Raw genomic sequence first — 20,654 nt, forward strand, 5'->3', positions numbered from 1 at the left:
GGCCCTGATGAAAACAGCCAGGTCCGCGCATGCGGAACCTGGCTGTTTTTCACTGCCGGCAGCAGATGTGCCTCTGGTATCGGCGCTTATTTCACGTACTTCGCCAGCCAGCCTTCCACTTCGCTATAGAAGAAGCGGCTGTTCTCGCCCTTCAAGATCCAGTGGTTTTCGTCCGGGAAGACCAGCAACTTGGCCGGCACGTTCAGGCGCTGTTGCACGGCAAAGTTCATCAAGGCATTGTTGGCCGGCACGCGGTAATCGAGCTCGCCCACGGTGATCAGGATGGGGGTGGTGAAACCCGTGCCTTTTTCGTGGTTGCCTGCTTGCATGACCGGGCTTTGATCGCGCCACACGGGCAGGTTCGACCAGACGGGGCCGCCTGCATTCGTTTCACGGCCGAAGCCGCCGTCGCTGGTGCCCCACTGCATGATCAAGTCCATTTCGCCCGCGTGCGAGACGATGGCCTTGTAGCGCGTGGTGGTCGCTTGCAGCCAGTTGGCCAGGTGGCCGCCATAGCTGGCGCCGCCGGCCGCCAGCTTCGTGCCGTCGATAAATGGATATTTCTTGATGGCTTCATCGACGCCCTGGTTGACTTCGTCGCCCGGACCTTTCAAGGGATCGAATTGAATCGAGCGCGAGAATTCCTCGCCATAGCCGGTGGAACCCTTGTAGTCGGTCAGCAGCACGACATAGCCTGGCTTGGCCAGCAAGTGATAGTTCCAGCGCAGCACGAACTGGTCGCGCCACATGCTGGCCGCGCCGCCGTGGATGACGGTAAACAGCGGGTATTTCTTGTTCGGATCAAAATTGGCCGGCTTGACGAGCATATTGTGGATCTGGCGCCCGTCGGCCGTGGTGAACCAGAAGTGCTCGGGCGCTTGCCAGTCGATCTTGCTGGCTTTCTCCGTGTTGAAGGCCGTCAGCCGTTTCGGCTGCTTGCCATTGAACGCATAGATTTCCGGCGGGTTGATGGACGACTCCCACACGCCCACCAGGGCCTTGCCGCCGCTGCTCAGCGAATTGATGCTGCCCGTCGGCAAGGATGGCTCCTCGCGCACCTCGCCGCCCCTGGCGTCGATCGAGTACAGCTTTTCCAGGCCCGCATGTTCATAGCTGAAGACGACGCGCTTGCCGCCTTCGGGCAGCACGAAGCGCGAAATTGAACGGTCCAGCTTGGCCGTGAGTATCGTTGGCGCAGGGTTGCTCATCGGCCAGGCGAAGCTGGCCAGGCGTTTCACGTCATACACTTTACCGGGCGTTTGCGCGTCGCTGAGGGCGAACAGGGTCTTGCCGTCGGCGGCGAATTTCAGGCTGCCATAGCTATGCTTGTCCTGCGTCAGGCGCTGCGCTTCGCCGCCCGCCACGGGCAGCAGATACAGTTGCGAATACACGGCTTCGCGCTGCGCCGCATCGCGGTTGGTGGCCGCGTTGAAGACGACGGCCTTGCCGTCCGGCGTCCAGACGGCGTCCAGCGATTGTCCTTCGTCGCCCTGGCCGCCGCCAAAGCCCGGTAGGGCGGCCAGTTGCGTGCCCGAGAGGATGTCGCGCGGCGTCGCTTCCGGTTGCGCATCGACGATGAACAGGCGCACCTGCTTGTCGGTCAGCCATTTGTCGAAATGGCGCGGTGCCGTCGTTTCATATGAACGGGCGCTGACCTTGCGTTCCTTGCGCTCCTTCGCGCTTTGCTTGACGTCGCTTTCCGTCTTGTTGCCTGGATAGATGTCGCTGATGAACAGCAATTGCTTGCCATCCGGACTCCACTTTGGCATGCGCGCGCCCAGGGTGAGCGAGGTCAGGCGTTGCGCTTCACCGCCGGCGGCCACGTCGAGGCGGTAAATCTGGCCTGCCTCGTCGCCATCGCGCTTGGCGACGAACACCAGCTGGCGGCTGTCCGGCGACCAGGCCACGGCGCTTTCGCCGCTCCTGGAATAGGTCAGGCGGCGCGCGGGGCTGTCGTCAAGCAGCGACTTGATCCACAGGTCCGACCATTGCTCTTGGCTAGAGTAGGCGCTGTCGACCACGGAAAACACGGCCCAGTGCCCGTCGGGGCTGGCGACGGGGGCGCCCACGCGTTTCATCAGCCACACGTCTTCATGCGTGATGGCATGTTTGGCATTGGCTTGCGTGGCGGTAACTGGCGATGCCGGCGTGGTATCGGCGGCGTGGACGGCCGTTGCCAGCGAGGCGCAGGCCGCTGCGATCAGCAGGGAGCCGAGGGAACGGCGAAGACGGGGTAGGGTCATGGGCGTGGTCCGGGAAGTGAAAAAGAGTACAGCGGGCAACATTATTGCCCATGGTTTCCTGCACTGCCAAGGCGGAGTACCGTTACTTACCAGGCGGATGGGCGTGTAACGGGCGGGTGCGGCCTGGCTGATCAGTTAAACTTGCCGCTTTACTCACGCTGGCGCTGCCTGAACATGAAAATTTGTCTACCCTCATTGAAAACGCTCTTGCTGGGCGCGGGCGCGCTGCTGGCCGCCCCGGGCTTTGCCGCCGCCGCTCCCTACCCGAATACCAGCGCCATGGGCGTGGGCCACGCGGAAAGCACGGCCTGGTATGCGACTTGCCTGAAGGTCAAGGATGCGGCGCCGCCGCCCGCCGACTTGCCGGCGCCGTCCGCCGTGGCTGCCTTGCAGCAGTGCCAGGCAACGGACCTGTATTACGATACCAAGAGTATGTCTTCGCCCAAGCCTGCCGACTGGCGTCCCGCGCGCCATTGCGCGATGGCCACGCAAAACAGCGCCGTGCTGATGATGCTGTACCTGAATGGACAGGGCGTGCAGAAAGATCCGCTGCTGGCGCTCAAGTATGCGTGCAGCATCGATGCGGCGCCGGCCGAGATGCAGGGCCGCATCGAACACTTGCAGCAGATTAACGCCAGCGGACGCGGCCTGATCGATTTGTGCGACGACATCACCAGCGGCTACATGATGGGTGTGTGCAGCGCCATCGATGCGCGGCAAAAGCAGCGCGTGCGCGCGCAGGCGACAGGTAAGGTCAGCGCAAGCATGCCTGCCGTGGCGCAAGCATCGCTGCAAAAACTGCAGGCGGCGGCAAGCAAGTTTGCCGATGCGCGCGCAGCGAATGAAACGGACTTGAGCGGCACGGCGCGCGCCGCCCTGAGCATCGCCGCCCGCACGGCAGAGCTCGACTTGCTGGCGCAGGATCTGCGCGAGTACGAGGCGGGCAAGCTGCCGGCCAGCATGTCCAAAGAGCAGGTGGCGGCGCTCGACAAGGAGCTCAACGTCATCTACGGCAAGCTGATGAAAAAGCCGGCGGAAACCTATGCGGGCGCCGTGGGCAAGGATGGCATCCGCGCCACCCAGCGCCTGTGGCTGGCGTACCGCGATGCCTGGATGAACTTTGGCGCCGTGCGCTATCCGGCCGTCACCAGCGACACCTGGGCTGGCCGGTTGACTGCGCGGCGCAATAGCCAATTACAAGATTTGCTGGAGAATTGAAGCATGCGGGAAGCCTATTACCACGAAGACGATTTTTGCATGATCGAACTGCTGCCGCTGGATAACTTGCAGCACTGTTTGACGCAGATGGGCGAGCAGCAGGTGTTCGCCGATGCGCACCGCAGCGGCGCCGGCTGGACGCAGATGTACGTGCCCGAGGCGCCGCCGTCGCAGATGCGCGCGCTGGGCCTCACGATGGAGCAGCTGCGCCTGGCGCTGGCGGACGCCATGCCGCCGTATGACGCCGTCTACACGGGCTACAGCAGTTACCGCGTGGAATGCAAGAACGTGCTGGCCTTTGGCGGCGAGAAGACGGAAACCCTGTTTGCCGGCCTGGGTGACGACGGCATCGTGGTGGATTTGTGGTGCAGCGACGCCATGCCGCAATTGCTGCTGCTGCCCATGAAAGAGCAGTTGCTGCTGGCCGACTGGGGCGCGGGGTTTGCGTGCCCGCTGGCCGATGGCGACTTGTTTGTCCGTTATTTAGAGGAATACGAACTCGACTAGGGTAGGTAAACTTGCTACTCGCAGGCGATGGCGTTCGGTTGCGCCACTTTCACCACCGAGGCCAGGCGCGCCATGTCGTTGCCGTCGCCTTGCTCCATATACGGTTGGTAGCTGTCGATGATGATGCGCGCACGCGCCTGCCAGCCGCAATTGTCGGCCTGGCGCGCGGGCACGCGCAGCAGCCGGCGCGCCTCGCCATCGTTGCTGAAACAAAACCACACAGCGTGCGAAGCCGCCGGCCTGGGCAGACGGCCCCACTGCGCCTTGTCGGGCGCGAAGCAGACGCGGTCGCCGATGATCTCCAGGCTCATTTCATCCGTGCGCAGGCTGTACTGGCCGTCGAGCACGATGGGCGGCTGCGCCTGAGCTTGTGCACACAGCAGCAGGGCGGGGACAAGCAGGGCTGCAAGTTTCATGTGTTTCTTTCAGGATTGGCAAGACGAAGAGCCAGTATAACCGTGCGGACCGGAAACGAAAAAAGCCCATCCGTGAGGATGGGCTTTTTAGTACTGCGCATTCGTGGTAGGCCGTGCGGGATTCGAACCTGCGACCAACGGATTAAAAGTCCGCTGCTCTACCAGCTGAGCTAACGACCCGAAAGAGGCCGCATTATATATCAGTTGAAAAAGAATGCAAAGCATTCCTGCGAGAAAGTGCTGATCAGTTAAGGCAGGGCTGCCGTGAGCTTTTGCACTTCCTCGATGCTGGTCGTGCCATCGATGATTTTGCGCGCGCCGGCGATGCGCAGCGGCGTCATGCCGTCGAGCAGGCTTTGGCGGCGCAAGGCGTGCAGGTCGGCGCCCGCCTTGATCAGCTGGCCGAACGTTTCCGTCACGCTCAGCAGTTCATAAATGCCGGCACGCCCCAGGTAGCCGCTGTGCCGGCACAGGGCGCAGCCGACGGGGCGGTACGTGGCCTGCGGCCGTTCCAGCTGGCCGCCCGTCAGGCGCTGCCATGCGGCGGTGTCCGGGGCGGCGCCCGGCTGCTTGCAGTCCGGACACAGGCAGCGCAGCAATCGCTGCGCCAGCACGCCGGCCAGGCACGCTTCCAGCAAATAAGCGGGCAAGCCCAGTTCCAGCAGGCGCATGACGGCCGAGGGCGCGTCGTTGGTGTGCAGGGTCGACAGCACCAAATGGCCCGTCAGCGCCGCCTGCATGGCCATCTCGGCCGTGGCCAGGTCGCGAATCTCGCCCACCATGATGATGTCGGGATCTTGCCGCATCAGCGCCCGCACGCCATCGGCAAACGACAGTTCGATGCCGGCCTGGGTTTGCACCTGCATCTGGTTGAAGGCCGGTTCGACCATTTCGATGGGGTCTTCCACCGTGCAGACATTGACTTCGCTGCCGGCCAGCGCCTTCAGGGTGCTGTACAGGGTGCTGGTCTTGCCCGAGCCGGTGGGGCCCGTCACCAGCACGATGCCGTGCGCGCGCGCCGTCAGCTGGCGCCAGCGTTCGGCGTCCGCGGGCGGAAAGCCCAGCTCAAACAGGCTTTTGACGGCCACTTCCGGGTCGAAGATGCGCATGACGAGCTTTTCGCCAAAGGCCGTGGGCAAGGTCGACAGGCGCAGCTCGATTTCCTGGCCTTGCGCATTGCGCGTCTTGATGCGGCCATCCTGGGGGCGGCGCTTTTCCACCACGTCCATGCGCCCGAGCAACTTGATGCGCGCCGTCATGGCCAGCAGCACCACGGGCGGCAATTGATACGCCTGGTGCAGGCGGCCATCGATGCGCAGGCGCACGAGGCCCGCATCGCGCTTCGGTTCCAGATGGATGTCGGAGGCGCGCTGGGCAAACGCGTATTGCCACAGCCAGTCGACGATGCGCACCACGTGCTGGTCGTTGGCGTCGAGGCTGGTCTTGTTGCGCCCCAGTTCCACCAGCTGCTCGACATTCTGGCGCAGCGCCATGTCCTGCGTGGACGCCAGTTTTGCCACCTTGACGGAAGTGGCCAGGCTGAAAAATTGCGCGATGGCGTCGGCGATGTGCAGCGGATTGGCGATGACCAGGCTCAGCTTGCGTGGTGCCAGCGTTCCCAGCTGCGCCTGCCAAGCGAGCGCGTAGGGCTGGGCCGTGGCGATGACGATGCGCTCAAGCGTGCTGTCCACGGGCAGGATGTTGAAGCGGGCCGCATAGCCGGCCGTCATGACGTCGGCCACCTGGCTGAAATCGATGTGCAAGGGATCGATGCGCACATACGGCAAGCCCGAGCGTTGCGCCAGCCAGGCGCACAGGGTGTCGAGCGTGAGCGCGCCATGGGCGATGCTGCACAGCGGATGCAAGGGGGGCGCCGGCAGCCGAGCGGCCTGGGCGTCGATGGCCGCCGCTTGCGCCGCATCGAGCAAGCCGTCTTCCTGCAGCCAGGCCAGCAGTTGCGGCAATTGCAGCGGCGTGTTGGGTGAAATGGGGGAGGGCGGAGGGGAGGCGGACATGGCCGGCGCCTTTCAGGGCTGCCGGCCTTGCGTGGGTGTGCCGGCGCTTACAGGGTGCTGACGATGCCCTTGACCCAGGTCTTGGCAGGCAGCTTGGTCTCGGCGACGATCTGCTTGGCGCGTTCCAGCAGAGCCACTTGCGCTTCGGCATCGAGCGCCACTTTCGTCTTGAACGCGATCGCCACCACATTCCCATCATGGACTTCCGGCAGGCAGATCACCTGTGCAAACGCAAACTTCATCGCCTTGATGTTCTTCGCATAGCTGGGGTGGTCGCCGAACAGGTTGACCGTCATGATGCCGTGCGGCGCCAGGCAGGCGCAGCAGGCGGAATAGAAGTCCGCGCTGTCGAGCACGGGACCGCGTGCCGTGGCGTCATACAGGTCCACCTGCAGGGCGTCCAGGGTGCCGTGGTTGGCTTCATCGTTGACGTAGTCGAGCGCATCCATCTCGCGCACGTGCAGGCGCTCATCGTTGGGCGGCAGCTTGAACATCGAGGCGCAGATGGTGATGACGGACGGGTTCAGTTCGATGGCTTCGACTTGCGCCTGCGGGAACTGGCGGTAGCAGAACTTGGTCAGCGCGCCCGTGCCCAGGCCCAGTTGGGCGAGGCGCTGCGGTTGCGCGATCCACAGCATCCACGCCATCATCTGCTGTGCGTATTCGAGTTCCGGCCAGTCCGGTTTGCGGATGCGCATGGCGCCCTGCACCCATTCCGTGCCGAAATGCAGATAGCGCACGCCATCCATTTCCGACAGGGTGACTGGGGCATAGCGGGGCTTGCGCGCGGGGCGCGAGGATTCGACTTGTTCGATGGATTTTCGTTTGATAAGCATAAGGCGGCCTGAAAGTGTGCCGCATTATAGCGTGCCATAAAAAATGCCAGCCGCTGGGGCTGGCATGGTACGGGCCGCTTGCTGCGCTTACTGTTGAGCGGGTTCGATCGAGACGCGCAAACGGATGCGTTCGCCCGGATCGTAGGACATGATGCTTGTGTAGTTGCGGCCGCGGTAGTCGTAGGTGACCTGGTAGCCATTGTTGCGCGATTCCCAGTGGTCGACCTGACGGCATTGCTTGACGGCTTGTTCCTGCATGCCGCCCTGGTAATTGTTCTGGTTGTCGACGCGGTCACCGACGACGGCGCCGGCAATCGCGCCAGCCGCTGCTGCGGCCGTGCGGCCATTGCCGCCACCGACCTGGCTGCCGAGCAGGGCGCCGGCGATACCGCCGACGATGGAGCCGCCAGCGCTGCGCTGTTGCGGCGGCGCTTGCACTTGCACGTATTCCGTACGGCATTCCTGGCGTGGACGATTGATCTGTTCCACCTGCGGCACGACGCGCACGACCTTGCCGAAATCTTCAAAGTCGGCAGCCTGAGCGAGTGGCAATGTGCCGATACAGAGGGCTGACATCATCAATTTGGCTTGCAAGTTCATTTCTAACCTCATTATGTAGAGAATCTTTCAGGGTATTTTTTACAACTTGAGTCTATAGTAATCCGACTCGCTGGCCGGTTGTCGTTCGCATGGCAACAAAATGTAACAGCCCAAGCCCCTTGCCCCACAGTCTGTAACATGCACTTTCAATCGATACAAGATGTTGAAGTGACTTGAAACCAGCGGTTTGTAACAAATCTTGCGTTTGACATCATATTCGGGTTGATTCATGCAGGACAACACGTTACCCTAATACGCGTATGGCTTATATAAAATCGCACTGAATCGCATAAAAGTGGATACAGATCGAATCACCGCGTGCGCATTGACCCGCGTGCGGGGATGCAATAAGAAGAGCAGCTAGAAAAAATCCATACATAACAGGTCGATTTGAGGGAAAAATGAGTTTGTTACTAACCGTGCCGCCCAACCTTGTCCAGTCCATCCGTGCCTTTCGCGTGACCGAGTTACAAGACGAGGCGATCCGTCTCGGGCAGCACTTTTTATATGCGCATTGCAACGCTGGACAGACCAAGCAACAAGTCATCGGCATTATTGCAGAAGCATTCCTGTTTCCTAAAAACCTGGCCAAGAATTTCGATGCCCTGCGCCTGTGCCTGACGGATACCATGCACAAGGCCGGCACGCAAACGGGCTTCCTGGTGGTGCTCGAGCAATTGCCAAATACGCAAAAATTCGACAAGGAAGCGCGCGAGATCCTGCTCGACGTGTTCCGCGATGCCGCCGACTACTGGGCCGAGAAGAAAGTGCCGTTCCGCGTCTTCTATTCGTTCGAGTAAATACTTACTCTTGCCGCGACGCCGTCAAACCGGCCTCCTGCACCGGTGAGACTCGGCATCGCCGGGCGGCTGCGGCGCGCTGGCGCTTATGTTGCGCCGCAACAATAATACCGGCCTTTCTAGATTCGCATCGCCATAGCGGGTACAATGCGCGCTATGAAAAATATCGTTATCCTCATTTCCGGACGCGGCAGCAATATGGAGGCGGTCGTCCGCGCGGCGCAAGCCGAGCAATGGCCAGCCCGGATTGCCGCCGTCATCAGTAACCGGGCCGACGCCCAGGGACTGGTTTTTGCCGCGGAACATGGGATAGCGACGGCAGTCGTTGCCAACAAGGATTATGCCAGCCGCGAGCAGTTTGATGCGGCGCTGCAAGCCGTGATCGACGGCTTCGCCCCCGACCTGGTCGTGCTGGCCGGTTTCATGCGCATCCTGACGCCGCCCTTCGTCGAGCATTACGCGGGGCGCATGCTCAATATCCACCCGTCGCTGCTGCCGCTGTTCCCGGGCATGGCGACGCACCGCCAGGCACTTGAGGCGGGTGTGACGGAACACGGCGCGACCGTGCATTTCGTGACCGCCGAGCTCGATCATGGCCCGGCCGTGGCGAGCGCGACAGTCCCCGTCTTGCCAGGCGACACAGAAGACAGCTTATCGGCGCGCGTGCTGGTACAGGAACATCTGCTTTACCCGCGCGCCATCCGCCTGTTCATTGACGATAAACTGTCAGTCGAGCATGGCCAGGTCCGCGTGGACCCTCAATAAAATATTACAGGAAGAATAACAATGAGATTGCCACCAGCGATACTTGCCAATGCTGAAGAAGTATTGCGCGAAATTTTACGTTTCACGGCCCCGGCCGACACCACCCTGTCGCGCTATTTCCGCGACCATCCGCGCCTCGGTTCGCGCGAACGCGGCGCCATCGCCGAAGGCATTTATGCCGTGCTGCGCAACAAGTCGTTCTTTACCGATTTCGCCGAAGCGGGCAGTGGCCCGACCATGCGCCGTTTGACCATCCTCGGCCTGGCCGAAGCCGTCGGTGCCGACTCCCTGGGCGGCCTGACGGAAGAAGAAGTCGAATGGCTGGAACGCATCACGCAGATCGACCGCAGCCTGATGCCGTCGAACATGCGCGCCAACATGCCGACCTGGCTGTTCGACAAGCTGATCGCCCAGTTCGGCGAAGCGGAAACCATGAAGCTGGCCGATGCGCTGAACGCACCTGCGCCGCTGGACTTGCGCGTCAACTCGCTCAAGGCCACGCGTGAAGATGTGATGCTGGCCCTGGCCGAAGCACCGATCCTCAGCACCCCGACGCCCTACGCGCCGCTGGGGCTGCGCGTGATCAAGAAGCCATCGCTGCAAAACATGCCGTTGTTCCAGAGCGGCGCCATCGAAGTGCAAGATGAAGGCAGCCAGATCCTGTCGCAGATCGTCGGCGCCAAGCGCGGCGAGATGGTGGTCGATTTCTGTGCCGGCGCGGGCGGCAAGACGCTCGCATTGGGTGCGCTGATGCGCAACACGGGCCGTTTGTATGCGTTCGACGTGTCGGAAAAGCGTTTGGCCAAGCTGAAGCCACGCATGGCCCGCAGCGGCCTGTCGAACGTGCATCCGGTGCAGATCGCGCATGAGCGCGATGCCAAGATCAAGCGCCTGGCCGGCAAGATCGACCGCGTGCTGGTTGACGCCCCGTGCAGCGGCCTGGGCACCCTGCGCCGCAATCCGGACGTGAAATGGCGCCAGCAGCCGAACTCGATCGTCGAGCTGCAAGCCAAGCAGGCCGCCATCCTGGCCGGCGCGGCGCGCCTGGTCAAGGGCGGCGGCCGCCTGGTGTACGCCACCTGCAGCTTCCTGAACGAAGAAAACGATTTTATCGCCGAGCAATTCCTGGCGGCCCATCCCGACTTCACCCTGGTGCCGATGAGCAAGGTGCTGGCCGAACAGAAGATCGAGCTGGAAATGGGCGACTACCTGAAATTGCTGCCGCACCTGCACCATACCGACGGCTTCTTCGCCGCCGTGTTCGAGCGCAAGGTCATGCCGAAAAAAGTCTACGCCGATGAAAAACCGGCCGACGACGCTGACGCTGAAGCCGCCGAGTAAGTTTGTCACGGGCCGCCGCTGCAGCATCGCAGCGGTGGCCAAGCACTTGCGCCAGCCAGCCTGGCGCAGGCTGTGGGCGCCCCGCCCGGTTATTTCCCTGCACCATCTTCCAGACCATCCGCCATGAACGAAACCCCGCTGCTCAACCTGATCACTGATTTTGTCGACGATTTCCGCCAACCGGCCATCTTGTGGCAGGCGCTGGTCATCGTCGCCTGCATGGCGCTGAGCTGGCTGCTGGTGCGGCAGTTGCGCGTGTTCCTGCATCACCGCGCGGAAGCGGCGGCGACGCCCGCCACGCCGGAAACCTTGCAGCGCACGGACAGTTTCATCCGCATCCTGACGCCCGTGCTGGCGGCCATGCTGCTGGGTATTGCACAACACTTCCTGGCCAAGTTCCAGTCGGTGAACCTGCTCAGTATCGCCATTCCCCTGTGTACCTCGATGGCGCTGGTGCGCTTCGGTTTTTATGTGCTGCGCCGCATTTTTGCCCGCCATGGCGATATCAGCCCCACCATGTTGTTGCTGGAAAAGATATTCACGGTGGTGGTGTGGGCGGGCATGGCCCTGTATATCACGGGCCTGTGGCCGGAACTGCATACCTTCCTGGAAGGCATCGTCGTACCGCTGGGCCGCAACAAGGTCTCCGTGGCTGCCATCTTGCAAGCCGCTATTTCCGTTGCCGTGCTGCTGGTGCTGGCCATGTGGGCCGGCACCTCGCTCGACGAGCGCCTGATGAAAATGCAGGGCTTGCACACCTCCTTGCGCGTGGTGCTGTCGCGCATGGGCCGCGCCGTGCTGATCCTCGTTTCCGTGCTGGTCAGCCTGTCGCTGGTGGGCATCGACCTGACGGTGCTGTCCGTGTTTGGCGGCGCTTTCGGCGTGGCGCTGGGCTTCGGCTTGCAAAAGATCGCCGCGAACTTTGTCTCCGGCTTCATCATCCTGCTCGACCGCAGTCTCACCATCGGCGACATGATCACCGTCGGCCAGTTCACGGGCAAGGTGACGCAGATCAATACGCGCTATACTGTGTTATTGGGTGGCGATGGCGTTGAATCCATCGTGCCGAATGAAATGCTGATTTCCGGCGGCGTGCAGAACATGTCGCTGAGTAACCGCATGGTCTGGCTGTCGACGGCCGTGTCGGTGGGCTATGAAACGGATATCGATGTCATCTTCCCCTTGCTGGAAGCGGCGACGGCCAAGGTGCCGCGTGTGTCGCAAAGCAATCCGCCATCGGCCACCCTCGTGCGTTTCGGCGCCGACGGCCTCGATGTGCAGATCGGCTTCTGGATCGCGGACCCGGAAAACGGCACCGGCGGCGTGAAGTCGAATGTGAACCGCGCCATCTGGCGCACCTTGCAGGAACATAAGGTCACTGTACCGTTTCCGCAACGTGAATTGCGTATTGTTGGTACGCCTCCTGTCCCGCTCGCGGGTGCGGCAGAGGGTGAGTCCGCGCCATCCGGCACCCAGCCCTAACCTCGCTGCCTGCCTCCGATTTTGCCTGATAGCACCCATTAGGGCGTACAATCACGCCTAAAATTAACTCTGCCGGACCTCCAGAGTCACTGGAGCGACCGTGCGCACGCCCTGACCACTTGGAGTAGCAGTAATGACATTGAGTTCCGTTTTACACGACGTTTTGCAGTTCATGGCCACTGGCATTACCGATCTGTCCGCATGGCAAGTTTTCCTGTACACCATGGTGGTCACGCATATCACGATCGCCAGCGTCACGATTTACCTGCACCGCCACCAGGCCCACCGGGCGCTGGAATTGCACGCGATTCCCAGCCACTTCTTCCGTTTCTGGCTGTGGCTGACGACCGGCCAGGTAACGAAAGAGTGGGCGGCCATCCACCGCAAGCACCATGCCAAGTGCGATACGGAAGAAGATCCGCACAGCCCCGTGACGCGCGGCATCAAGAAAGTGTTCTGGGAAGGCGCCGAGCTGTACCGCGCTGAATCGAAGAACATGGAAACCATGGCCAAGTACGGTCACGGCACGCCGACGGACTGGATCGAGCGCAACCTGTACACCAAGTACAGCTGGCTGGGCGTGGTGTCGCTGTTCGTCATCAATTTCGTGTTGTTCGGCGTGATCGGCATTTCCGTGTGGGCCGTGCAAATGATGTGGATACCCATCACGGCAGCCGGCATCATCAACGGCATCGGTCACTACTGGGGTTACCGCAACTATGATTGCGCCGACGCGGCCACCAACATCATTCCCTTCGGCATCCTGATCGGCGGCGAAGAGTTGCATAACAACCACCATACGTATGCGACGTCGGCCAAGCTGTCGTCGAAATGGTATGAAATCGATATCGGCTGGGCGTATATCCGCGCGCTGGAAATGCTGGGCCTGGCCAAGGTGAAAAAGCTGGCGCCGGAACCGAAGTTCTCGCACGGCAAGCTGGAAGCGGATTTCGAGACCTTGCAGTCGGTCATCGCCAATCGCTACGACGTGATGGCCAAGTACGCGAAATCGATCAAGCATGCCTGGAAGGAAGAGCTGGAACACCTGAAGCACAAGGCCGAGCTGGAAAAGCGTTTCCTGAAATCGTCGCGCAAGCTGATGCAGCGCGAACCGGGCAAGCTGGCCGAGGCGCACCACGAGCAGCTGTCGGAACTGTTCCAGCACAGCAAGGCGCTGGAAACCATGCACCACATGCGCGTGGAGCTGGGCGCCATCTGGGAGCGTTCCCACTTTACGCGCGAGCAGTTGCTGCAGAAGCTGCAAGACTGGTGCACGCGCGCCGAAGCGTCGGGTATCCAGTCGTTGCAAGACTTTTCACTGCGCCTGCGCAGCTATGCCTGATTAGTCTGTTGCGCCATATCAAGGCCCTGGATTCCAGGGCCTTTTTTTTCGCCTTGGCAAAAGGAGGAGGGCGGCGTCAAAATCAGGGCGAAAAAAAACCGCTCATCGGAGCGGCTCTTTTTACAGAACACAAGATCAATTACTTGATTTTGGTTTCTTTGTACGTTACGTGCTTGCGTGCTTTAGGATCAAATTTCATGATCTCCATTTTCGCAGGCGTCGTACGCTTGTTTTTGGTAGTCGTGTAGAAGTGACCCGTACCGGCGGTCGATTCTAACTTGATTTTGTCGCGGCCTGATTTTGCCATGATAGCTCCCTTATTCTGCTAATTAGACTTTTTCGCCACGAGCGCGCATATCGACCAATACGGCGTCGATGCCGACTTTATCGATGACGCGCAGACCGGCGTTGGACAAACGCAGGGAGACCCAGCGGTTTTCAGATTCAACAAAAATACGACGATTCTGCAAGTTAGGCAAAAAACGACGTTTGGTTTTGTTGTTTGCATGGGAAACATTGTTGCCGACCATCGGCTTCTTCCCAGTGACTTGGCAAACACGTGCCATGGCGCACTCCTTAAAGATATTCCAAATTGGAAAAACGAGAGTATATCCAAAATAAGCCGATTTATCAATGACTTGCGAAAAACAATTGTGTCATGTTGTATTGAAATAATTTAACAATTTGACTTTTACCCTTCTTCATAGGGGACGGCACTGGTAAACGGCGCTGTTTACTGTTAGATAAGCGTGGCGGTGTGTTCACGTATGTCCTTGTTTACACATGGTTAACTGCTGCCTGGCCAGTCCTGGCCTAGATCTGGCCATGTTCCGCGAACGAATGCACTTGCCGACCGGCCACGACGAAATGGTCGAGGATGCGCACGTCCACCAGCGACAAGGCTTGCACCAGCGCGCGCGTGAGCAATAAATCCGCTTCGCTCGGTTCCGGCGTGCCGGACGGGTGGTTATGCGCCAGCATCACGCTGGCCGCGTTGTGCAGCAGCGCTTGTTTCACCACTTCGCGCGGATACACGCTGGTGTGGGTGAGGGTGCCGCGAAACATTTCCTGGGTCGTGATCAGGCGGTTCTTGACGTCCAAAAACAACACATGAAACGCTTCGTGCGCCAGGTTGCCCAAGGTCAGGCGCAAATAGTCTTTGACGGCGTGGGGGGAATTCAAAGCCTGGCCCGCCTGCAAATCCTCGATGATGGCGCGCCGCGCCAGTTCCATGACTGCTTGCAGCTGGGCAAACTTGGCGCTGCCCATGCCATGCACGGCGGAAAAACTCACGAGGCTGGCGCCAAACAGGCCCCGCAGGGAGCCGAAGTGCTCGACCGTGTCGCGTGCCAGTTCCACCGCGCTCTTGCCGCGCACGCCGGTGCGCAGGAACACGGCCAGCAATTCCGCATCCGACAGCGAGTGTGCGCCATCCTCGATCAGGCGTTCGCGCGGCCGTTCGCGGGCCGGCCAGTCCTTGATGCCCATGCTGTTCTCCTTCGTCGCGCCTTTGCGGGGTTTGCCAGTGGGACACCCAGTCCCGGCCAGCGCCGTGATCGCCGGCCTCACACTGCATTATCGTCACGGCGCAGCGTGGCGTACTGATATGGGCCTAAGACGCGCCATGGCGACGTGCCAGCATGAATTGCCATGGGGGCTATTTTATTTCCTGCTGGCAATTTAATCATGTATGACTTATGATATTAATTATTGCCAATTTAGTCATGCCCATGTGGTAGCCGGTAATGCCGAGCAGTGCAGTCGGGCTGCAATTTTGACCTTCCTGATGAATCGACGACGACCTCATGAAAAAAAGTATCACCCTGTTATTCGGCGCCTTGATCTCCGCACAGCCGGTGCAAGCGCAAAACCTTGATGCCTTGACGCCGGAACAACAAAAACAGATGCTGACCATGCTGTTGCAGCAGCAAATGGGGCGCGCCCTGCAAGCGCAGGGCATGGCGCCGCAGCCCATGGCGCAGCAGGCTGCACCGGCCACGCTGTTGCCGCAACGCAGTGATGCGGACCTGGCAACTGCTTTCAAGCAGTTGCCGACCTTGACGCACGGCGTGCAATTCGAACGCTTCCGAGACGGTTTTGCCATCAATGGTCAACGCTATATCGATCCCGAAGGCAAGATCACGACCTACGGATTTGATGCGCAGTCGGGCGATTTTACGTATCTGGCGGAAACCAGTCCCGGCGAATATGTCGTGAAGGTCGGCCGTGCCCTGTCCAATACCGAGCCGATTACCATTGCCACGGCGCAAAAGCAGGGGATGTTGTGGCAAGTCACCACGGTGACGGGCAAAAAATTCAATGGCTACCGCCTGATACCGTCGTCGCGCGGCTTCGTGATCGCCCGCGACAATACGGGATTCCGCTATATCCCCGGCAATGGCACGACGAATATCATCGCACCGGAGGCGTTTTCTATTGCCGCCCTGCAAAATGGTGATATTGCCAATACGGGCTACATTCTGCTCGAACGCACGCCTACCTCGAATGGCACGCAAGGGGGCAACTCTCTGGCGGGCCTGTTCAGCGCCGTGCAGTCGCTGGGCGCCACGGTGGGCATGAACAAGAAAGAGGATTATGCCCTGCTTAATATCCAGAATAGCCGCCTGGTTCCAGTCAATATTTCGCTGGAAAGCAAGCAGGTGCAGGTGATGAGTGCGTGCAAGCAAAAAAATTACTTTATCGCCAAATGCGCGCAGATGGATTCCTTTGAAAGCGCTTTCGAACCAAATGGCACGCGCAACATGAGCCATTATTTCTGGCGCATTAACTGGTTCAATGTGCCGGGACGGCCTATCCTGGTGTCGCAGGAAGGTGGGCTGGGCAAGGTGTCGGCCACCGATCTCAATAGCGGCAAGAAGGTGATACTGTTCGAGCGCGCGCTGGGCATTGCCAACTTCGCGGCCACGCAGGAGGCCGACGGCAAGATCAACGTGACGGCGCAGATGGGCTTTTCCAGCGAGTCCCGCCAGGACGTGGCCGCCTTGCTCGACAGCCTGCCCAATGTTGCCGAACTTGCCGCCAACTGATTGATGCTTCCCTCCAGGCGGGCGCCGCGGCGCGCCTGCCTCTTCCCGTTTTTCTCCTGCTTGTGCGCCATACCGCTCATCTTTGACGAAGCCATGGGGCAGGCGTGGCCAGTGTGGCTTACAATATCGTTTTGCATCAGCTACTTGAAAACTCACTATGTCCAACGAGCAACCAGCAGTCGTCACCGAAGCGGCTTACCTCACCCTGCATTATCGTCTTGCTACTGTTGACGGTACTGATATTGTCACTACCTTTAGCGGAAATCCTGCTACCTTGATGCTGGGACAGGGCCAGCTGGCGCCATTCCTCGAGCAGCGCCTGCTGGGCTTGCCTGAAGGCACGCACCAGACGTTCGAGCTGGCCGCCGGCGAAGGCTTTGGCGAGCGCAATCCCGAGCTGGTGCGGTCGGTTTCGCGCGCGACGCTGGACGAAAACTCGGTGCCCGGTGCCGACTACAAGATCGGCGACCTGGTCGACTTCGCCGCGCCGGGCGGCGGCCGCTTTGCCGGCGTGCTGCGCGAAATGCGCGAGGACTCGGCCCTGTTCGACTTCAATCATCCGCTGGCCGGCCAGCCGCTGCGCTTTGAAGTCAAGCTCATTTCGGTGCTGTGAAGGAATAGCGATGGATAAAGAACTGTTACTGGCCCAGCCCCGCGGTTTCTGCGCGGGCGTCGACCGGGCGATCGAAATCGTCGAACGTGCCTTGCAGCAATTTGGTGCGCCGATCTATGTGCGCCATGAAATCGTCCACAACGCCTATGTGGTGGCCGACTTGCGCAACAAGGGCGCCATCTTCATCGATGACCTCGATGACGTGCCTGCTGGCAATACGCTCGTGTTTTCCGCGCATGGCGTGTCGAAAGCCGTGCGCGCCGAGGCGGAATCGCGCGGCCTGAGCATTTTTGACGCGACGTGCCCGCTGGTCACCAAGGTGCACATGGAAGTGGGCAAGATGCGCCGTGAAGGCCGCGAGATCATCATGATCGGCCACGACGGCCATCCCGAGGTGGAAGGCACGATGGGGCAGGCCGACATGGGCATGCATCTGGTGGAAACGCTCGATGATGTGGCGGCATTGCAGGTAGCCAATCCGGAGAGCCTGGCCTATGTGTCGCAAACAACGTTGTCAGTTGACGACACTCGCGACATTATTGCGGCCTTGAAGCTGAAATATCCGAACATCGCCGAGCCGAAAAAAGGCGACATCTGCTACGCCACCACCAACCGCCAGGAAGCCGTGAAATTCATGGCCCCGCAAGTGGAAGTGGTGATCGTCGTGGGCAGCCCGAACAGCTCGAATTCGAACCGCCTGCGCGAAGTGGCCGAGAAGATGGGCACGCCAGCCTACATGGTCGACAATGCCTCGCAAATCGATCCCGCTTGGCTGGAAGGCAAGCTGCGCGTGGGTGTGACCGCTGGCGCCTCGGCGCCCGAGGTGCTGGTGCAAGCCGTCATCGACCGCCTGAAAGAGTGCGGCGTGAAGAGCGTGCGCCCGCTCGACGGCGTGCAGGAAGCCGTCACGTTCCCGATGCCGAAAGGCCTCGATGGCCTCAAGCGCGACGTCGCCTGAGTTGCCAGGACGACGGCGTATCGATGAGGAGTTACCTCAAAGCCGAATTTAATTCGGAAATGATCGCATTATTCCAAGCTTAGTTTTTGCAAAAGATCGTTATGATTGGTTCAAGCTTGAATATGTTGTCGTTATGACTAAGCAAGGTTACGCCCGTTTTCAGTGCGTGCACCATGCTGGTGAGAACGGTCCAGGGATGGCACTGCAGGAATTCTTCCTCCGGTGCCGTTTTTGTATCAGCGACCCATGTTCTGGCGGAAGTTGTTCCCGAAAAATGCATATTTGATAGGGCAATCATGGATACATTCATCCAGCAGATCATTAACGGCTTGGTGTTGGGCAGCATGTATGCCTTAGTCGCCCTCGGTTACACCATGGTGTACGGCGTGTTGAACCTGATCAACTTCGCCCACGGCGACGTGCTCATGATCGGCGCCATGGTGGGCTTGACCATCCTCAAGCTGCTGGGCATTTATGTGCCGGACTGGCCCGGCTATCTGAAACTGGCCACCGCCATCCTCGGCGCCATCCCCATCTGTATTCTGGTCAACATCATCATCGAGCGGGTCGCCTACCGCCGCCTGCGCAACGCCCCCCGCCTCGCTCCCCTGATTACCGCCATCGGCGTCTCCATCCTGCTGCAAACCTTCGCCATGATGATCTGGACGCGCAATCCCTTGCCCTTCCCGCAATTGCTGTCGACCGACCCCATCAACATAGGCGGCGCCGTGATTTCGCAAACACAAGTGCTGCTGCTGGCCCTGGCCGCGCTGTCGATGGGCGGCTTGGTCTTGCTGGTGGAAAAAACGAAAATGGGCCGCGCCATGCGCGCCACGGCGGAAAACCCCCGCGTGGCCGGTCTCATGGGCGTCGATTCCGACAAGGTCATCGTCGCCACCTTTGCCATCGGCGCCGCGCTGGCGGCCGTGGCCGGCGTGATGTGGGGCGCCAACTATGCGTCCATCCAGTTCTCCATGGGCGCCATCCCCGGCTTGAAAGCCTTCTGTGCGGCCGTGCTGGGCGGCATCGGCAATATCTATGGCGCCATGCTGGGCGGTATCTTGCTGGGCATTATCGAGAGCCTGGGCGCCGGCTATATCGGCGACATCACGGGCGGCTTCCTGGGCAGCCACTACCAGGATATCTTTGCCTTCGTCGTGCTGATCATCGTGCTGACCTTGCGCCCGTCCGGCATCATGGGCGAACGCGTGGCCGACCGTGCCTGATGTGAAACTGGGAGATTAAATCATGGCACTACTCGATTTTGACGCGAAGAAAAATCCGACCAAGGCCTACGCCGGCATGCTGGGCCTGGCCGCGCTGCTGATGGTGTTCCCGTTCTTTGCCGCGCAGTTCGGCAACTCGTGGGTGCGCATCATCGACATGGCCTTGCTGTACATCATGCTGGCCCTGGGCCTGAACATCGTCGTCGGCTTCGCCGGCCTGCTCGACCTCGGCTACATCGCCTTCTACGCCGTGGGCGCCTACCTGACGGCCTTGCTGGCCTCGCCGCAGTTCGCCATCCTGCTCGAATCGGTGGTGAATCAATATCCGGTGCTGGGCGAGACCCTGGTGCAGCTGATGGGGCCGGAAATCCGCGAAAACGGCATCCATTTGTCGATCTGGATCATCGTGCCCCTGGCCGCTTTTGTCGCCGGCCTGTTCGGCGCCTTGCTGGGTGCGCCCACCTTGAAATTGCGCGGCGACTACCTGGCCATCGTGACCCTGGGCTTTGGCGAGATCATCCGTATCTTCATGAACAATTTGAACGACCCGATCAATTTCACGAATGGCCCGCAAGGCATCAATTTGATCGACCCGATCCGCATCTTCGGCGTCAACCTGGCGGGCGAGGCGGGCACCAACAGCACCGTCGTGGTGGCCGGTTTTTCCATGCCGTCCGTGAATGCCTATTACTTCCTGTTCCTGTTCCTGTGCATCGCCGTCGTGTTCGTCACCAAGCGCCTGCAGCATTCGCGCCTGGGCCGCGCCTGGGTGGCCATCCGCGAAGACGAGATCGCGGCCAAGGCCATGGGCATCAATACGCGCAACGTGAAATTGCTGGCCTTTTCCATGGGGGCCTCGTTCGGCGGCGTGGCCGGCGCCATGTTTGCCTCGTTCCAGGGCTTTGTCTCGCCGGAATCGTTTTCGCTGACGGAGTCGATCGCCGTGCTGGCGATGGTGGTGCTGGGCGGCATCGGCCATATCCCCGGCGTGATTCTCGGCGGCGTGATCCTCGCCTCGATACCCGAAGTGCTGCGCCACGTGGTGGAGCCGGCCCAGCAGGCGCTGTTCGGCCACGTGGTGATCGAGGCGGAAGTGCTGCGCCAGTTGCTGTACGGCCTGGCCATGGTGTTGATCATGCTCAACCGTCCCGCCGGCCTGTGGCCATCGCCGAAGCACGAAGACCGGCCCGACCACGACGTCGACCAGCCGAACAAATCCACCGGCGTCGTGTCCGCTTAAGGGAG

Annotated in this window: 20 protein-coding genes and 1 tRNA gene; 12 read left to right on the plus strand and 9 right to left on the minus strand. The window is 60.6% G+C overall.

Annotation, left to right across the window (positions count from 1 at the left end):
- Positions 1–86: 86 nt before the first annotated feature.
- Positions 87–2,243, minus strand: a complete 2,157-nt coding sequence (locus tag ACP7DW_RS11955; protein WP_426055739.1) for a prolyl oligopeptidase family serine peptidase — start codon at positions 2,241–2,243, stop codon at positions 87–89.
- Between the two features lie 174 nt (positions 2,244–2,417).
- On the opposite strand from ACP7DW_RS11955, the gene ACP7DW_RS11960 reads away from it, so the two are divergent.
- Both ACP7DW_RS11960 and ACP7DW_RS11965 read left to right on the plus strand, forming a co-directional pair.
- Complete coding sequence (locus ACP7DW_RS11960) at positions 2,418–3,461, plus strand: lysozyme inhibitor LprI family protein (protein ID WP_426055738.1); 1,044 nt, start codon at positions 2,418–2,420, stop codon at positions 3,459–3,461.
- Positions 3,462–3,464: 3 nt separating this feature from the next.
- Positions 3,465–3,968, plus strand: a complete 504-nt coding sequence (locus ACP7DW_RS11965; protein WP_426055737.1) for a hypothetical protein — start codon at positions 3,465–3,467, stop codon at positions 3,966–3,968.
- 14 nt (positions 3,969–3,982) lie between these two features.
- Here ACP7DW_RS11965 and ACP7DW_RS11970 read toward each other — a convergent pair whose 3' ends face one another.
- The 5 genes from ACP7DW_RS11970 to ACP7DW_RS11990 form a co-directional block, all read right to left on the minus strand.
- Positions 3,983–4,384: a hypothetical protein gene (locus ACP7DW_RS11970; RefSeq protein ID WP_426055736.1), complete on the minus strand. Its 402-nt coding sequence runs from the start codon at positions 4,382–4,384 to the stop codon at positions 3,983–3,985.
- Between the two features lie 104 nt (positions 4,385–4,488).
- Positions 4,489–4,564 (minus strand) — tRNA-Lys (locus tag ACP7DW_RS11975).
- A gap of 68 nt (positions 4,565–4,632) precedes the next feature.
- The gene (locus ACP7DW_RS11980; protein ID WP_426055735.1) at positions 4,633–6,399 is read right to left on the minus strand and encodes a GspE/PulE family protein; all 1,767 of its coding nucleotides are present in this window, start codon (positions 6,397–6,399) and stop codon (positions 4,633–4,635) included.
- 47 nt (positions 6,400–6,446) lie between these two features.
- Positions 6,447–7,235, minus strand: coding sequence for a spermidine synthase (locus ACP7DW_RS11985; protein WP_426055734.1), 789 nt, complete (start codon positions 7,233–7,235; stop codon positions 6,447–6,449).
- An 87-nt stretch (positions 7,236–7,322) separates the two neighbouring features.
- Positions 7,323–7,835: a glycine zipper 2TM domain-containing protein gene (locus ACP7DW_RS11990; protein WP_071075770.1), complete on the minus strand. Its 513-nt coding sequence runs from the start codon at positions 7,833–7,835 to the stop codon at positions 7,323–7,325.
- Between the two features lie 401 nt (positions 7,836–8,236).
- Here ACP7DW_RS11990 and ACP7DW_RS11995 point away from each other — a divergent pair, with 401 nt between their 5' ends.
- The 5 genes from ACP7DW_RS11995 to ACP7DW_RS12015 all read left to right on the plus strand — a co-directional run bounded on the left by ACP7DW_RS11995 (position 8,237) and on the right by ACP7DW_RS12015 (position 13,565).
- Positions 8,237–8,635 carry a barstar family protein gene (locus tag ACP7DW_RS11995; RefSeq protein WP_071075771.1) on the plus strand — a complete coding sequence of 133 codons (399 nt, stop codon included), beginning with the start codon at positions 8,237–8,239 and terminating at the stop codon, positions 8,633–8,635.
- Between the two features lie 156 nt (positions 8,636–8,791).
- On the plus strand, positions 8,792–9,400 hold the full coding sequence (gene purN / locus ACP7DW_RS12000; RefSeq protein ID WP_076568208.1) for a phosphoribosylglycinamide formyltransferase: 609 nt from the start codon (positions 8,792–8,794) through the stop codon (positions 9,398–9,400).
- Between the two features lie 21 nt (positions 9,401–9,421).
- Positions 9,422–10,741, plus strand: coding sequence for an RsmB/NOP family class I SAM-dependent RNA methyltransferase (locus ACP7DW_RS12005; protein ID WP_071075773.1), 1,320 nt, complete (start codon positions 9,422–9,424; stop codon positions 10,739–10,741).
- A 123-nt stretch (positions 10,742–10,864) separates the two neighbouring features.
- A complete protein-coding gene (locus ACP7DW_RS12010) occupies positions 10,865–12,223 on the plus strand; it encodes a mechanosensitive ion channel family protein (protein ID WP_298410237.1) in 1,359 nt (452 codons plus the stop codon).
- Between the two features lie 133 nt (positions 12,224–12,356).
- Positions 12,357–13,565, plus strand: coding sequence for a DesA family fatty acid desaturase (locus ACP7DW_RS12015; RefSeq protein ID WP_071075775.1), 1,209 nt, complete (start codon positions 12,357–12,359; stop codon positions 13,563–13,565).
- A gap of 139 nt (positions 13,566–13,704) precedes the next feature.
- On the opposite strand, the gene rpmG is transcribed toward ACP7DW_RS12015, so the two are convergent.
- The 3 genes from rpmG to radC all read right to left on the minus strand — a co-directional run bounded on the left by rpmG (position 13,705) and on the right by radC (position 15,053).
- Entirely contained in the window at positions 13,705–13,872 is a 168-nt protein-coding gene (rpmG, locus tag ACP7DW_RS12020; RefSeq protein WP_010400929.1) for a 50S ribosomal protein L33, read from the minus strand.
- Between the two features lie 22 nt (positions 13,873–13,894).
- Positions 13,895–14,131 (minus strand): 50S ribosomal protein L28, encoded by a 237-nt coding sequence (gene rpmB, locus ACP7DW_RS12025; protein WP_010400928.1) that lies wholly within the window; start codon positions 14,129–14,131, stop codon positions 13,895–13,897.
- Between the two features lie 247 nt (positions 14,132–14,378).
- The gene (gene radC, locus ACP7DW_RS12030) at positions 14,379–15,053 is read right to left on the minus strand and encodes a RadC family protein (RefSeq protein WP_426055732.1); all 675 of its coding nucleotides are present in this window, start codon (positions 15,051–15,053) and stop codon (positions 14,379–14,381) included.
- Between the two features lie 317 nt (positions 15,054–15,370).
- Here radC and ACP7DW_RS12035 point away from each other — a divergent pair, with 317 nt between their 5' ends.
- From ACP7DW_RS12035 to ACP7DW_RS12055, 5 genes are all read left to right on the plus strand, one after another.
- Positions 15,371–16,612 carry a hypothetical protein gene (locus ACP7DW_RS12035; protein WP_426055731.1) on the plus strand — a complete coding sequence of 414 codons (1,242 nt, stop codon included), beginning with the start codon at positions 15,371–15,373 and terminating at the stop codon, positions 16,610–16,612.
- A 157-nt stretch (positions 16,613–16,769) separates the two neighbouring features.
- Positions 16,770–17,225: an FKBP-type peptidyl-prolyl cis-trans isomerase gene (locus ACP7DW_RS12040; protein ID WP_298410230.1), complete on the plus strand. Its 456-nt coding sequence runs from the start codon at positions 16,770–16,772 to the stop codon at positions 17,223–17,225.
- Positions 17,226–17,235: 10 nt separating this feature from the next.
- Positions 17,236–18,183, plus strand: coding sequence for a 4-hydroxy-3-methylbut-2-enyl diphosphate reductase (gene ispH, locus ACP7DW_RS12045; protein ID WP_426055729.1), 948 nt, complete (start codon positions 17,236–17,238; stop codon positions 18,181–18,183).
- Between the two features lie 296 nt (positions 18,184–18,479).
- The gene (locus ACP7DW_RS12050) at positions 18,480–19,409 is read left to right on the plus strand and encodes a branched-chain amino acid ABC transporter permease (RefSeq protein WP_034785168.1); all 930 of its coding nucleotides are present in this window, start codon (positions 18,480–18,482) and stop codon (positions 19,407–19,409) included.
- 22 nt (positions 19,410–19,431) lie between these two features.
- The gene (locus tag ACP7DW_RS12055) at positions 19,432–20,649 is read left to right on the plus strand and encodes an ABC transporter permease subunit (RefSeq protein WP_426055728.1); all 1,218 of its coding nucleotides are present in this window, start codon (positions 19,432–19,434) and stop codon (positions 20,647–20,649) included.
- Positions 20,650–20,654: the final 5 nt, after the last annotated feature.

It is taken from the genome of Janthinobacterium sp. PSRC1-1 (assembly GCF_049897525.1).
Taxonomy (GTDB): domain Bacteria; phylum Pseudomonadota; class Gammaproteobacteria; order Burkholderiales; family Burkholderiaceae_D; genus Janthinobacterium; species Janthinobacterium tructae.